The organism is Defluviicoccus vanus, from assembly GCF_014672695.1.
GTDB lineage: Bacteria > Pseudomonadota > Alphaproteobacteria > Rhodospirillales > Defluviicoccaceae > Defluviicoccus > Defluviicoccus vanus.
On the sequence record NZ_CP053923.1, the window covers coordinates 166,941 to 180,188 of the forward strand.

Genomic DNA, 13,248 nt, shown 5'->3' on the forward strand with positions numbered 1-13,248 from the left:
CATTTGCTGCCGGAAGGTGGGCGGACCCCCGCCGTCATGCCGCTCAGCCATCCGCATCATGTGCGCGCTGGCGGCTCCAGTACGCGGGAATATGCTGGCGGTAGTGACGCAGCACGAGGTTGGCAATCAGGCCCGTCCAGCCGGTTTGATGCGCTGCTCCCAGGCCCTGGCCGGTATCGGCATGAAAATACTCATAGAACTGCAGCAGGTCCTGCCAGTGGACGCTGGTTTGGAAGGGCGGTTGCGCCTGCAGCGCCGGCGGATAGGGGTNGCCGTCACGGCGATAGATATCGACCACACGGTCGGCAACCAGCGTCGCAATTTCGTTTAGTGTCAACTGCTTGCCGTCGAGGCAGGGGACACTGCAAGTGAAGCCGTCGCCGAGAAAGCGGTGAAATTTTTCGATTGCCTGGATCAGCAGATAGTTCACCGGCAGCCAGATCGGTCCCCGCCAGTTGGAGTTGCCGCCAAACAGCGACGACGGTGATTCACCTGGCGCATATTCGATCATCGCCTCACCGATGCCGGGCAATACCCCAAGATCCTTGTTCGTCGCGTGCACCTTGCTGACGCTGCGGATGCCATAGGGGGAGAGGAACTGCTCCTCGTCGAGCAGTCGCTCCAGCAGTCGCGGCAGCATGGTGTGGTCAACGAGTGCCAGCAGATGTTCGCCACGGTGGTTCTCCCAGTCCGGGCAGGCACAGACGTAGGTGCCTTGAAACAGGCCGCCCTTGTGACGGTGGAGCCGTTCGCGAAAGCGCGGGGCGTTGGCAAGCAGCCGTTGATCGACGATTTCGGTAGCGAACAGCGGAATGAGGCCGACCATGGAGTAGACGTCGATGCGCTGGTAATGGCCGTCGGGCGTCAGGATCAGGTCCTTGAAGAAGCCGGCTTCGTCATCCCACAACGAGACGCCGCAATTATCCTTGCCGTTGATGGCGTTGGCGATGGCGAAGAACTGTTCGTAGGTTTGCAGGGCGATGTTTTCGTAGGCCGGGTCGCGGGTCGCAAGCTCAAGCGCGATGACAGTCATATGCAGCGAGAACATCGCCATCCAGCCGGTGGCGTCGGCCTGCTTCAGGCTGTAACCGAAGGGCAGCGGCTGCGAGCGGTCAAAGACCGAGATGTTGTCGAGACCGAGGAAGCCGCCTTCGAAGACGTTCTGCCCGTTAACGTCCTTGCGGTTGATCCACCAGGCATAATTGAGCAGCAGCTTGTGAAAGACGCGCTCAAGGAACGCGAAGTCTGCTTCGCCCCGCTGCACCCGCTCGGCACGAAACACCTTCAGTGCACCCATGGCATGCACCGGCGGGTTGACGTCGCCGAAGTTCCATTCGTAGGCGGGAATCTGGCCGTTTGGATGCAGAATGTCATCGCGCAGCATCACTTCGATCTGCTGCTTGGCGAAATCCACATCGACAAGTGAAAGCGCCGCGCAATGAAAGGCGAGATCCCAGGCGGCAAACCAGGGATACTCCCAGGTGTCCGGCATCGAGATCACGTCGGCTGCCTTGAAGTGACGCCATTGGCTGTTGCGAGCGCGCCAGCGTTCGGCTGGCGGCGGCAGCGTGTCGCCACGCAGCCACTGCAGCACGTCGTAATGGAAGAACTGCTTCGACCAGATCATCCCCGCCAGCGCCTGACGAAGAATCCGTTGGTCCTCGGGTGTCGCCTCGGGCAGTAGGTCGTCATAGAACTCGTTGGCATCGGCTCTGCAGGAGGCAAAGATCACCTCGCTGCGGGCGAACGGTGCCTCCAGCGGTGCAGCGGAAAGCACCAGGTCGATGGTCACCGATTGACCCGCGGGTAGGGTATGGCGGTGCCAGGCGGCAAACTTGCTGCCCGTCTGCTCGGGATTAACCGCGCAGTTCTCTGCGTCGACCACCAGCCGATGGAAAGCGTCCTTGACGTAGGCGGAACCCTCAGCATCGCCCCACAGCAGCCGGGAATTGGTCTCGTTTTCGGTGAACAGCGGCTGTGCCGGCTGCCGACCGTAAAGGTGATAGCGCCCCAGTTCGGGATGCTCCGCCACCACCGACCATGCGGACGCTTTCGGAGCTGCCGTCGATTGCGGTGCCAGCTGGATGGTCGGCCGGGAGCCGTTGGCGCCCCAGCTCCAGGTGTTGCGGAACCAGAGCGTCGGCAGCAGATGCAGTTCGGCGGCCTCCGGGCCGCGGTTGCTGGCGACGATGCGGATGTGAAGCTCGGTGGGCGACGCCTTGGCGTAGCTCACGTCCACATCGAAATAGCGATCCTCGGCGAAGGCGCCGGTATCGAGCAGACCGAAGGGTGGATCGGTGCGGCTGCGCCGTCGGTTCTCCTCGAGCAGCCATTGGTAGGGATACCGCGCTTGCGGGTACTTGTAGAGATAGCGCAGGAAACTGTGCGTCGGCGTTGCGTCGAGATAGAAATAGTACTCCTTGACGTCCTCGCCACGATTGCCCTGGGTGCCGGTGAGGCCGAAGGCGCGCTCCTTGAGGATCGGATCGTGGCCGTTCCACAGTGCCAGCGCAAAGCACAGGCGCTGTTGCTCGTCACAGACACCGGCAAGGCCGTCTTCGCTCCAGCGATAGGCACGCGAGCGCGCCTGATCGTGCGGCAGGGCGTCCCAGGCATTGCCGTCGGCGCTATAGTCCTCGCGGACCGTGCCCCAGGCCCGTTCCGACAGATAGGGACCCCAGAGGTGCCAGGCTTCGTCCCCCTCGCGCAGCCGCTCAAGGCGCAACCGCTCGGCATTGATTAACCTCTCCTCGCGCATCCGACGTCTCCTGTATTTACCACCTGACCATTATCCCGCGATCCGGACCGGCTCTAGCCGCCGGTTTCGAACCCCGGATAAAGAGTCATGCCGCCATCGATGTAGATGGTAGCGCCGGTGACATAGTCGGAGTCGTCCGATGCGAGCCAGACCGTGGCACGGGCGATGTCGTCCACTTCGCCGATCCGCTTATAGGGGACGAGCTTCATCAATTCGGCATAAGCCTCAGGCGTACTCCACGCCTGCATGTTGATCGGGGTGCGGACGGCACCTGGCGAGATCGCATTGACGCGGATCCGGTAAGGCGCCACCTCCTGGGCGATCGACTTCATCAGCATCGATACGCCACCCTTGGATGCGGCGTAGTTGACGTGTCCGGCCCAGGGAATGACGTCATGTACCGAGCTGACGCAGAGGATCTTGCCGGCAGAACAGGAGACCTCCGGGCGCACGCCGCGACGCTTGAACTCGCGCACCGCTTCCCGCGCACAGAGGAACTGACCGGTGAGGTTCACCGAAATCACCTTGTTCCACTGCGTCAACGTCATCTCGTCCAGCGGCGCATCCTGCTGCAGGCCGGCGTTATTGACCAGAATGTCAACGGTGCCGAATTCATCCAGCATACGTTGGAACATCTCCTCGACCTGGCGTTCGTCTGAGATGTCGGCCTGATGGGCGTACGCTTTGGCACCACATCGTTGGACGTCGGCAACGATGGCTTCGGCCTCGTCCTGATCGCGGATGTAGTTGACGACCACATTCGCCCCGGCGTGACCGAGGCCGATCGCGATCCCCTTGCCGATGCCTGAACTGGCACCTGTCACCAGCGCCGTCTGTCCTCGTAGCTTTTGCTCGATCGGGCAGGCGGGCATGACCACTGGCGGCAGACCCGGATCGTGAAAGGCGGCGACGTCTACGTCCTGTTCGGAATAATCGGGAGCCATGGCAAAGGTCTCCTGTTGCGGATAGTCGCTAACCTGTCGCTGCGGCCAGGATCGCCGCCCGCTGCAGGCCTTACTCCGGTCATCATTGCCGCGGGACGCATCGCAGCGCCAATAGCGCCTGCCTTTCATTTTCATGATCGGTGTCTATCGAAGAGCCACAGCCGATGAAGGCTGGCTATCGAAACCATAGACGGGCGGCATTTCCGTTTGCGACGCATTCGCAGGATGCTGTCAGCACTTCGGTTGGTGATCGATCCGGCAGCGACGGATGCAATGCCGACCGGCAACGGACCAATGAGCCTTTCAAACCTAGGAGAGAGTTCGATGAGCGCAACCAAGGTGGCCCTGGCTTCAGCGTTTACCGGCCTGATGGCGGTTTCGGTGATTAGCTCCAGTTTCGCCCAGAGCGGACCGGCACCGCAGCCGAGCTTCAAGTTCGAGAAGTGCTTTGGCGTGGTGAAGTCGGGCAAGAACGACTGCCAGACCATGGGCTCGTCCTGTGCCGGCACGGTGAAGCACGACCAGCAGGGTGACGCCTGGATCTATTTGCCAGCGGGCAGCTGCGACAAGATCGTCGGCGGCAGCACCGAACCGAAGAAGTCGTAGGTCCTCCGCCAACCGACCGCTTGCCGGACGAGAACAGCGATGACGGGAGGCACGCCGATGGCCAGCTCATTCCTTCCCAGTGTGACGCCCAGCGTTGGAGTCGGCTTCCGAACGCCTCACTATCGCGTCATCGTTGCCACTCGTCCGGCCATCGGCTGGTTCGAGGTTCATCCCGAAAACTACCTCGGTGGCGGTGAACTGCCAGCACAGTTGCAGACCTTGCGCCGAGACTGGCCGATCAGCCTGCACGGCGTCGGCCTGTCGCTTGGCAGTGCGACCGGGCTCGACGATCGCCATCTCGGACGGCTGGCCGATCTCTGCCAACGCATCGAACCGGCCCTTGTCTCCGAGCATCTCGCCTGGAGCGTGACGGGCGGCGTCTATCTCAATGATCTGTTGCCGCTGCCCTATACCGAGGAGAGTTTTGCCGTCGTCGCCAGCAACGTGGCGCGGTTGCAGGACCGGCTCCGCCGGCGGGTGCTGATCGAGAACCCGTCGAGCTATCTCCGCTTCGCTTCCTCCTCCCTCGGCGAAGCGGAGTTCCTGGCCGCCCTGGTCGCGCGAACCGGCTGCGGTCTGCTCTGCGACGTCAACAACATCGTCGTCAGCTGCCACAACGTCGGCGGCGATCCGCTTGACTATCTCGACGCNGCGCTGCCGCCAGCAGCCGTTGAAGAGATTCACCTTGCCGGCCACGCGGTCAACGATGCCGACGGGACGATCATCCTGATCGACGACCATGGCAGCGCCGTCGCTCCCCCGGTCTGGTCCCTGTTCGCGGCGGCGGTTCGCCGCTTCCCGCAGGCGGCGCCGCTGGTCGAATGGGACAGCAACCTGCCCACCTTCGACGTGCTGCTCGCCGAAGCCGCGACCGCCGAACGCATGCAGCGACAGATTTTGCGCGAGGTGAGCGATGCCTACGCTGCATGATCTNNGCAACAGGCGATGGCGCGCGCCGTAATCAGCGGTCAGTGCGAGGACGCGGCCGCAGCGGTGATCGCCGATGCTCCAGGCGCCTCTGCCAGGCTCCGAATCTATCATAACCATTACCGCGTGACGCTGATCGACGTGCTGGCATCAGCCTTTCCGGCAACCTTGGCTGCGGTCGGTGAGAACCATTTCCGCGCCTCAGCACGAGGATTCATCCTCACCCAGCCACCGACGCAACCCAGTCTCACCGCCTACGGGGCCGCTTTTCCGACGTTTCTTGCCCAGTTGCCACCACTCGCCGCCTGGCCCTACCTCGCCGATCTGGCACGGCTGGATTGGGCGCTCAATGCGGCGGTGCACGCGCCGGACGCGACGCCGATCGCCGGTGAAAGGCTGGCGCAACTCGACGCTGCGGCGCTCACGAGGGCGGTTGTGCGTCTGCATCCGTCTTGCGCCGCGCTCGTCTCCAGCTTCCCCGTCGACCGCATTCGCAACGCTGTGCTTGCGGGCGAGACGCTGTCTGGGGACGAGGCGATGGATCACGCAGGCGAGGCACCGTGCCTTTGCCGGTTGCTGATCTTTCGCGCCGGTGAGGATGTGGGTTGGTTGCAGCTGCCGCCGGGCGCGTTCGTGTTCGTCACAGCACTGTTGGCAGATGCTTCCTTCGCCGAGGCCGCACGTAAGGCGGTCGCGCTGGATCCGTCGTTCGATGCCGCTGCCACCCTGGCGGCGGCTTTGCTCAACCAGGGGGTCGTTGTCGATATCTCGCCCCCATGCATGACCTGGAGGCTTAACCATGTTTGCAGCTTCGTCGCCCCATTTCAGCCGTGCGTCGCAAACCGAGGGTCTTATTCCGGCTGCCATAGCCGTGCTGGAGCGGTTTCCCACCTCGCTTCTCAGCCTCGCGTTCCGCGTTGCCGTCGCCACCGTCTTCTTCCGTTCAGGGCTGACCAAAATCGCCAGCTGGGACGCGACGGTGGCGCTGTTCGACATGGAGTACATGCTGCCCTTCATTCCGGCCGAACTCGGTGCTTACCTGGCGGCAACCCTCGAACTGGGTGCTCCGGTGCTGCTGGTGCTGGGCTTGCTGACGCGCCCCGCCGCCGCAGCGCTGCTCGGCATGACGACGGTGATTCAGCTGTTCGTTTATCCGGAGAATTGGCCGGATCACATCTTGTGGGCGTCGATCCTGCTTTACCTGGTGATGCGAGGGGCGGGGGCAATATCCGTTGATCATCTGATCGCGCGCTGGTTCTCCCAGCGGACAGCCTGATCAATTGGCCTGAACCATTGGCGGGTGTCCGGCAAAGTCCCGCCGGACACCCGTGTTTTGCGACCGATTCATGGACCTTGCTGCGTTCGGGAGGATGCGGAATGGCTAGGCAATGCGCATCGGGTTTTGGTGCTCCCGGCGATCCGGCCGCGGCAGCTCGCGATGCCGAACTGGCGCACGCGCTCACCTGGCTGACCGAAGCCGGCATCTTCACCCAGGCGGTGCAGATGGGGGAAATGGTCCCTGATTTTACCGTACCGGACTGCCATGGCGGGACGATCGAGCTGCAAGGATTGCTCGACCGCGGACCACTGGTCCTGCTCTTCGCACTCAGCCTCGACATTGCGGACGCCTGCCGCGCCCTAACGCAGCTGCAGGAGGCGTTGCCGGCGATCGAGGCCACCGGCGCCCACCTCGCAGTGTTGTCCGCTGCCCTGCCGGCCGCTGCCCGTGCCACGTCCGAAGCGCTGCACATCGCCTTTCCCATCGGCCACGATGCCGGCAACCATGTGGCGCAGCTGTTCGGGCTGACCTATCAACCACCGGAACCGAGCGATCGCTGGTGCCTGCGCCTCGGTCTGCCGCCGGCGGCACTGCCGCCCGACCATCTCTTCGTTTTGCCGGCGACCTACGTCATCGACAGCGACGGGGTCGCCGAATACGCGGTGCTCGAAGCCGATCTGCGCCATCGCGTCCGCATCGCCGACCTGCTGCGCGCGCTGTCGCCGCTCAGCAGCCGCCGCTGAGTCCGCCACATCAACCGGGCGGTAGCCTCTCTGCCGCTTTTGGCGGCAGCGATATTCCCCCTTCCGGCCAGGAGTGGCTGCGGACCTGGCGGACGAAGGCGCCGACCGCCGGCGAATGGGGGCGGCCGCGGACGGAAACGAGGCAAATGGTTCGGGTGATCTCCGGTTCGATGAGTGGCTTGGTCACGAGTCCCGGCATGGTGACGCAATACTCCGGAAAGAAGCCGAAGCCGAGACCGGCGAGAATCATTGCCTGAACCCAATCGTCGCGATCGCTCCGTAGCACCATGTTCACCTGCACGCCCATTTCCCGCAGGATATTGCGTGCGTGCAGGAGGAACTCGCAGTTAGCCCGGTTGACGTAGCGTTCCTGATGCAAATCCTTGCAGTATACCGCGTCCTGCGTGGCAAAGCGGTGCGTCGGTGCGACGGCAATGACGAAGCGTTCGCGGAACAGTGCCATTGCATGGAATCGCTCGTCGATTCCCTCCGGCAGGCCATAGATCGCCACCTCGATGTCGCCCGCGAGCAGCATATCGTTGAGTGCATGCCCCGCACTGTCAAGAACCTCCACCTCGACCCCCGGGTGCCGTTCTTGGAACAAGGCGATCAGCTCCCACAGCATCGCCGGGCTAATCGTGCACATGACGCCAATCTTCAGCGTCGCATCTTCCAGCTTGACGAAGCTCTTCGCCAGCGTGCGCGCCGCCTGCGATTGTTCGTACATCTGCGTGAAGTAGGGCTGCATCAGCCGCCCCAGCTCGGTGAGATGCGTTCGTTGCCGTTCGCGGTGAAACAGCGGCCCGCCCAATTCCCCCTCCAGACCCTGAATGGCTCGGGTCAGGCTGGGCTGGCTGACATTGCACTTCTCGGCTGCACGGGTAAAATTCAACGTTTCGCACAGCGCTAGGAAGTACTTGACCTGATAGAATTCCATGCTGGCCCCGCGAGACAAATAGCCGACCGCTGTGTAATGCTTATTTTTTACCAGCTTTGTAAATCAGCATTAACTGGTTTCTCGCTCGGTGCAAGCAAGCTTTGCGCTGGCAGCGCGTGCGGTCAATCGGCGCCACCCTCTCGACCGGTGATCAATCGCATGCTGCGGCCATAGGTGAGATAGGACCAGAACCAATCAAGCAGCACCGCGACGCGGGCGCGGACATCGACGAGAAAGGCGACATGCACGAAGGACCATAGCCACCAGGCGACGGCTCCCGACAGCTTCAGACCGAGAATATCAGCGACCGCGGCCTTGCGTCCAATGGTCGCCATGGTGCCCAGGTTCCGGTAGCGAAACGCTCCCGGCGTCGCACCGCCTTCAAGGCGGGCGCGAATGGTGCGAGCCACGTGCCGTCCTTGCTGTTTGGCGACGGCGGCGAGGCCGGGGAGGGTGCCGCCCTCGGGCGAGGGGCAGGCGGCAGTGTCGCCGATCGCCCAGACGCCGTCGATACCGGCAACCGCAAGATCGGCCTCGACGATGATGCGGCCGGCATTGTCGCGCTTGGCATCGAGCCAGCGGCCTGCCGCAGAAGCCATGACACCTGCGGCCCAAAGGACAGTGCCGGCAGCGATCCGTTCGCCACCCACGGTGACTCCCGCCGCATCGATCTGCTCGACGCGCGCATTCAGGCGTACGTCGACACCCAACTGCCGCAGCGAGACGAGGGCGGCGGCGGCCAGCGAGTCCGCCATTGCCGGCAGGACGCGTGGCGCTGACTGCACCAGGATGACGCGCGCCGAGGCGGGATCGGCGCGACGGAACTCGCCCTGCAGACCATGCTGGGCAAGTTCGGCGATGGCCCCCGCCAGCTCAACACCGGTCGGCCCGGCGCCGACGATGACGAATGTAAGCAGCCGGCAACGCTCCGCCGCATCCTCGCAGCTCTCCGCCTGTTCGAAGGCGGCAAGGATGCGCGCGCGTATGGCCGTGGCGTCATCGATCTTCTTCAGGCCCGGCGCCAGCGACTCCCAGGCGTCCTTGCCGAAGTAACTGTGCCTTGCACCCGTAGCAAGTACGAGCAAGTCGTAGCCGATCGTACGCTCGCCAATTTGCACCTGGCGGGCCGCGCGATCGATACCGGTAACCCGTCCCATCAGGACAGTGCAGTTACGCTGATCGCGAACCAGGGTGCGAATGGGGGTGGCGATGTCGGCCGGCGACAGGCTCGCCGTGGCCACCTGGTAGAGCAGGGGCTGGAACAGGTGATAGTTGCGGCGATCGATCAAGGTAACCCGGGCCCGGGCGTAGCGCAGGCCCTGCGCCGCGGCGATGCCGCCGAAGCCGGCGCCGACGATAAGGACGCGGGGTGCATCGGCCAGCCATTGGTCGCTGGGTGCCAGTGCCGGAAACCAACGCTTGATCGAGCCCGCCAGGAGACGATCAACGGCGAGGGGACCGCCGCCCTGCAGGGCAAAGGATGCCAGCAGCAGAAGAGGATAAACCGGCTCGCCCAGGAGCGCGGCATTTGTCGGCAGCAACACGACCAGCAGCAGAATGATCACCGCGGCGAGATGCGTCGCCAAGCCGGCGACGAACGCCAGCGAAGCGAAAACGCCCACCACCTGAATGACCAGCGGCTGCGAAACCAGGAGGCCGTGCCAGATCATGGATGCCAGCCACACCCGGAGCAGCATCGTCAGGACCGGCGCCGCATAACGACGCAGCGCCACGCCAAGAGCGGCAAAGTGACGAGCCAGCGGCAGCGGCGCGTTGGCCAGATGCGGACCGACAAAGGCATCGATGGCAATCGGCCCCGCACCACGCAGCGTCAGCAGGCCGAGCAGCGCCATCCAGAATAGATGATCAGGCAGCGCCTTGTAGGTGAATTGCAGAAACGCTGCGGTCAACAGTAGCGGCAGGGCACCAAGGCGGGTGAACAGCCCGAGCACCAGAAGGATCGGGCAAACCAGTTCAATGCCGGTACCGATGGTCGCTGCCGTCGTCGCCGGCACCCCCTTGAGCGGGTGCTCGATGGTATACAGGAGCACAGTGGTCGGCCATGAGGAGGCTTTGAGCACGCCGGAGGTGAAAAAGACACTGGCGAGTTGCAGGCGAATCATCAGGTCAAGCAGCGGCCAGAGACGCTTGGAGAGGAAGGCAAGACCGTCAGCTGCGGTCTCCACCGCGGGGGCAAGCGCCGGCACGAAACGATCGACTTGCAGACGCTGGGACATGGTCATCTCCGCTCATGGGCACAAAAAATCGCGTAGCGGAGACAATGATGCCGGCGACCGCCTGGCCGATGGAAATGCCGTCTGGTTAGCGTTTCCATAGGTTGGTCACATTGAACGCGGCTGCGAACCCTGCGCTTGCGTCTGAGGTGGTTATGCGTTCGCCGAAGGTGACCAATTCGGCGATTGTCTGGATGCCGGCGGCTGCGTCAGTATGCTGGCAATCAAAAGGCGGCGCGGGGGCGATGAGCGCAAGACAGGCAACTGTTGCCCATGCAGGTCGCGTGTAACCACAGCGTTTCCCCGGAGAAGATCGCCAAATGGAAAGACGCAGGTTTCTCAAGGTTGCCAGCCTCAAAGCTGCCGGAATCGGCACCGGAGCCGCCGTCTCGGCACTCGCTGCGCCCGCCGTCGCCCAGACGATGCCGGAGATCAGGTGGCGCTGTGCGTCGAGCTTCCCGAAGAGTCTCGATACGATCTTTGGTGCCGCCGAGATCGTTACCAAGCGGGTCGCCAGCCTCACCGACGATAAGTTCCAGATCCGCGTCTTCGCTGCTGGCGAACTGGTGCCTGGACTGCAGGTGCTCGATGCGGTGCAGAACGAGACCGTCGAGTGCGGCCATACCGTCAGCTATTACTACGTCGGCAAGGATCCCACCTTTGCCTTCGACGCTGCTGTCCCCTTCGGTCTCACCGCCCGGCAACAAAATGCCTGGATGTATTATGGTGGAGGCCTCGAACTGATGCGCGAGTTCTTCAAGGGCTATAACCTCGTCCAGTTCCCCTGTGGCAACACCGGCGCTCAGATGGGCGGCTGGTTCCGTAAGGAAATCAACAGCCTTGATGACCTGAAGGGACTGAAGTTCCGCATCGGCGGCTTTGCTGGCAACGTGATGAGCCGCCTGGGCGTCGTGCCGCAGCAAATTCTCGGCACCGACATCTATCCGGCGCTGGAAAAAGGAACGATCGACGCGGCGGAGTGGGTGGGACCCTACGACGACGAGAAACTCGGGTTCTACAAAGTCGCCAAGTATTACTACTATCCGGGCTGGTGGGAAGGTGGGCCGCAACTCACCTTTCTCGTCAATATCAAGCAATGGGATGCGCTGCCGAAGTTCTACAAGGAAGTGCTGACGATGGCCTGCGCCGAAGCGAACGTGCTGACCCTCGCCAAGTACGATGCGGAGAACCCGCCGGCATTGCGCCGCTTGGTCAGTCAGGGCGCCGTTCTCAAGGCCTTTCCCAAGGACGTGCTGGAAGCCTGCTACAAGGCAACCTTCGACGTGTATGCCGAAACGGCTGCGAAGAACGCATGGTTCAAGAAGGTGTTCGAGCCATGGCTGCAGTTCCGTAAGCTCGAATACGAATGGTTCTCCATCGCCGAGCACACCTTCGACCGGTTCGTCCTGGCACAGGCGGCTCGTGAAGGCTGAGCCACCCGGTGAACGGCGATAGCGACAGCGTCAGGCGGCCTCGCCCGCTGGCCGCCGGGTGCGTTCGACCGAGACGCTCAACTGCGAGTCGGAACGGATATGCAGGTCACGCTGTGGGAACGGAAACTGTACGCCGGCCTCCTGGAAGTGGTCCCAGATGTTTAGGAGAATCTCGCTCTTGACGTTGACCACCCCATTGTGGGGATCGCGGATCCACACGCGCAGCTCCAGATTGACCGCACTGTCACCAAAACCCATCAGCCGGCAGACCGGTGCGGGATCACGCAGAACGCGGCTCACCTGCTTCGCCGACTCGACAGCAAGCCCGATCGCCTTGCGGACATCGGAGGCATAGGCGATGCCGAACGGAACCTGCAGACGCAACTGGTCGGAACTGTAGGACCAGTTGGTTACTCGCTGGGTGATCAAATCCTCGTTCGGAATCAACCACTCCTTGCCATCGCGGGTGGTCACCGAGGCATAGCGGGCATTGAGTGCCGAGACCCAGCCATAGGTATCGCCGACCTCGATGACATCACCCGGCTTGATCGAGCGATCGAGCAGGAGGATGACGCCGCTGACCAGGTTCGAGACCAGTTTCTGCAGGCCGAAGCCGACGCCGACGCCGACTGCGCCAGTGAACACGGCGAACGCCGTCAGGTCGATGCCGACACTGCCGAGGGCAAAGACGATGGCGATCGTCATCAACGACAACCGCAACAGCTTGCCGGTGAGAACCTTGAAGGAGGGCGTGAGCGCGCGCGCNNGCTGCACCCGCTGTTCAAGCAGATCGGAAGTGGTGGTGGCGACCCAGACCAGCACCGTAACTGTCAGTACGCCTTTCAGGATCGACAGCGCCGAGATGTAGATGCCGGAAAAGTGAAAGCCGAGCCCATCGAGAAACTGGATCGCAAGCGGTAGCAGGCCGAAAAGGTTGAGGGCGGCAACGGCAAAGGCGGCGATGGTGATCACGCGCGCCAGGGTCTCGTGCTGGATCAATCCGGAGGTCAGCCGGATGACGACCCACACGCCGATCAGGTTGACGGACGTATCGAGGAGCAGGTGTGGCCAGCCGAGTGCGTCGGCGACGGCGATGGCGGCCGATAACAGCAGGAAGGCGATCAGCGGCAGGACGATCGAGCGGCCGGCGGTAGTGAGCATTTGCATGGTCTTCTGCCGCCAGCGGAACCGCGCCACCAAATCGGTGAGGCGATTTTGTAGAGGCCGCGAGGCGAGGTAGGCGATGCCGAAGGTTGCGGCCAGGGCGGCAAGTTGTGCGAGCGTTGCGGCGACGAGGAAATCACTGATGATCCAGTTTTCCACCCGCATCTGTAGATTTCGCAGCGCAATCCAATCGATCAGCTTGTCCAATCCGTATATCATCGAC

11 protein-coding genes and 1 pseudogene are annotated in these 13,248 nt (G+C 63.0%); 6 read left to right on the forward strand and 6 right to left on the reverse strand.

What is annotated here, in order from left to right; all coding sequences use genetic code 11:
• Positions 1 to 43 precede the first annotated feature (43 nt).
• Positions 44 to 2,758 carry an MGH1-like glycoside hydrolase domain-containing protein gene (locus tag HQ394_RS20930; protein ID WP_190261608.1) on the reverse strand — a complete coding sequence of 905 codons (2,715 nt, stop codon included), beginning with the start codon at positions 2,756 to 2,758 and terminating at the stop codon, positions 44 to 46.
• A gap of 53 nt (positions 2,759 to 2,811) precedes the next feature.
• Positions 2,812 to 3,702 (reverse strand): SDR family oxidoreductase, encoded by an 891-nt coding sequence (locus tag HQ394_RS00785; protein ID WP_223291755.1) that lies wholly within the window; start codon positions 3,700 to 3,702, stop codon positions 2,812 to 2,814.
• 324 nt (positions 3,703 to 4,026) lie between these two features.
• Here HQ394_RS00785 and HQ394_RS00790 point away from each other — a divergent pair, with 324 nt between their 5' ends.
• The 3 genes and pseudogenes from HQ394_RS00790 to HQ394_RS20935 all read left to right on the forward strand — a co-directional run.
• The gene (locus HQ394_RS00790; RefSeq protein ID WP_190261609.1) at positions 4,027 to 4,308 is read left to right on the forward strand and encodes a BufA1 family periplasmic bufferin-type metallophore; all 282 of its coding nucleotides are present in this window, start codon (positions 4,027 to 4,029) and stop codon (positions 4,306 to 4,308) included.
• A 57-nt stretch (positions 4,309 to 4,365) separates the two neighbouring features.
• Complete coding sequence (bufB, locus tag HQ394_RS00795; RefSeq protein WP_190261610.1) at positions 4,366 to 5,238, forward strand: MNIO family bufferin maturase; 873 nt, start codon at positions 4,366 to 4,368, stop codon at positions 5,236 to 5,238.
• Between the two features lie 15 nt (positions 5,239 to 5,253).
• Positions 5,254 to 5,457 (forward strand): annotated as a pseudogene (locus HQ394_RS20935) (HvfC/BufC family peptide modification chaperone); the annotation flags it as partial.
• Here the strand turns inward: HQ394_RS20935 and HQ394_RS00805 are convergent.
• Positions 5,437 to 6,036 carry a hypothetical protein gene (locus HQ394_RS00805; protein ID WP_190261611.1) on the reverse strand — a complete coding sequence of 200 codons (600 nt, stop codon included), beginning with the start codon at positions 6,034 to 6,036 and terminating at the stop codon, positions 5,437 to 5,439. The pseudogene HQ394_RS20935 and the gene HQ394_RS00805 overlap by 21 nt on opposite strands.
• On the opposite strand from HQ394_RS00805, the gene HQ394_RS00810 reads away from it, so the two are divergent.
• Entirely contained in the window at positions 6,035 to 6,511 is a 477-nt protein-coding gene (locus HQ394_RS00810; RefSeq protein WP_190261612.1) for a DoxX family protein, read from the forward strand. The genes HQ394_RS00805 and HQ394_RS00810 overlap by 2 nt on opposite strands.
• A gap of 101 nt (positions 6,512 to 6,612) precedes the next feature.
• A complete protein-coding gene (locus HQ394_RS00815; RefSeq protein WP_190261613.1) occupies positions 6,613 to 7,257 on the forward strand; it encodes a redoxin domain-containing protein in 645 nt (214 codons plus the stop codon).
• Between the two features lie 10 nt (positions 7,258 to 7,267).
• Here HQ394_RS00815 and HQ394_RS00820 read toward each other — a convergent pair whose 3' ends face one another.
• Together HQ394_RS00820 and HQ394_RS00825 are read right to left on the reverse strand one after the other, a co-directional pair.
• Positions 7,268 to 8,194: a LysR family transcriptional regulator gene (locus HQ394_RS00820; RefSeq protein ID WP_190261614.1), complete on the reverse strand. Its 927-nt coding sequence runs from the start codon at positions 8,192 to 8,194 to the stop codon at positions 7,268 to 7,270.
• Between the two features lie 122 nt (positions 8,195 to 8,316).
• Positions 8,317 to 10,431, reverse strand: coding sequence for an FAD-dependent oxidoreductase (locus tag HQ394_RS00825; protein ID WP_190261615.1), 2,115 nt, complete (start codon positions 10,429 to 10,431; stop codon positions 8,317 to 8,319).
• A 317-nt stretch (positions 10,432 to 10,748) separates the two neighbouring features.
• Here HQ394_RS00825 and HQ394_RS00830 point away from each other — a divergent pair, with 317 nt between their 5' ends.
• Positions 10,749 to 11,861: a TRAP transporter substrate-binding protein gene (locus tag HQ394_RS00830; RefSeq protein WP_190261616.1), complete on the forward strand. Its 1,113-nt coding sequence runs from the start codon at positions 10,749 to 10,751 to the stop codon at positions 11,859 to 11,861.
• Between the two features lie 30 nt (positions 11,862 to 11,891).
• Here HQ394_RS00830 and HQ394_RS00835 read toward each other — a convergent pair whose 3' ends face one another.
• Positions 11,892 to 13,244, reverse strand: coding sequence for a mechanosensitive ion channel family protein (locus HQ394_RS00835; RefSeq protein ID WP_190261617.1), 1,353 nt, complete (start codon positions 13,242 to 13,244; stop codon positions 11,892 to 11,894).
• Positions 13,245 to 13,248 lie beyond the last annotated feature (4 nt).

Coding starts and splice junctions, on each gene's coding strand:
- HQ394_RS00785 (WP_223291755.1), bottom strand. CDS start 3,702: ATGGCTCCCGATTATTCCGAACAGGACGTAGACGTCGCCGCCTTTCAC.
- HQ394_RS00790 (WP_190261609.1), top strand. CDS start 4,027: ATGAGCGCAACCAAGGTGGCCCTGGCTTCAGCGTTTACCGGCCTGATG.
- HQ394_RS00810 (WP_190261612.1), top strand. CDS start 6,035: ATGTTTGCAGCTTCGTCGCCCCATTTCAGCCGTGCGTCGCAAACCGAG.
- HQ394_RS00805 (WP_190261611.1), bottom strand. CDS start 6,036: ATGGTTAAGCCTCCAGGTCATGCATGGGGGCGAGATATCGACAACGAC.
- HQ394_RS00815 (WP_190261613.1), top strand. CDS start 6,613: ATGGCTAGGCAATGCGCATCGGGTTTTGGTGCTCCCGGCGATCCGGCC.
- HQ394_RS00820 (WP_190261614.1), bottom strand. CDS start 8,194: ATGGAATTCTATCAGGTCAAGTACTTCCTAGCGCTGTGCGAAACGTTG.
- HQ394_RS00825 (WP_190261615.1), bottom strand. CDS start 10,431: ATGTCCCAGCGTCTGCAAGTCGATCGTTTCGTGCCGGCGCTTGCCCCC.
- HQ394_RS00830 (WP_190261616.1), top strand. CDS start 10,749: ATGGAAAGACGCAGGTTTCTCAAGGTTGCCAGCCTCAAAGCTGCCGGA.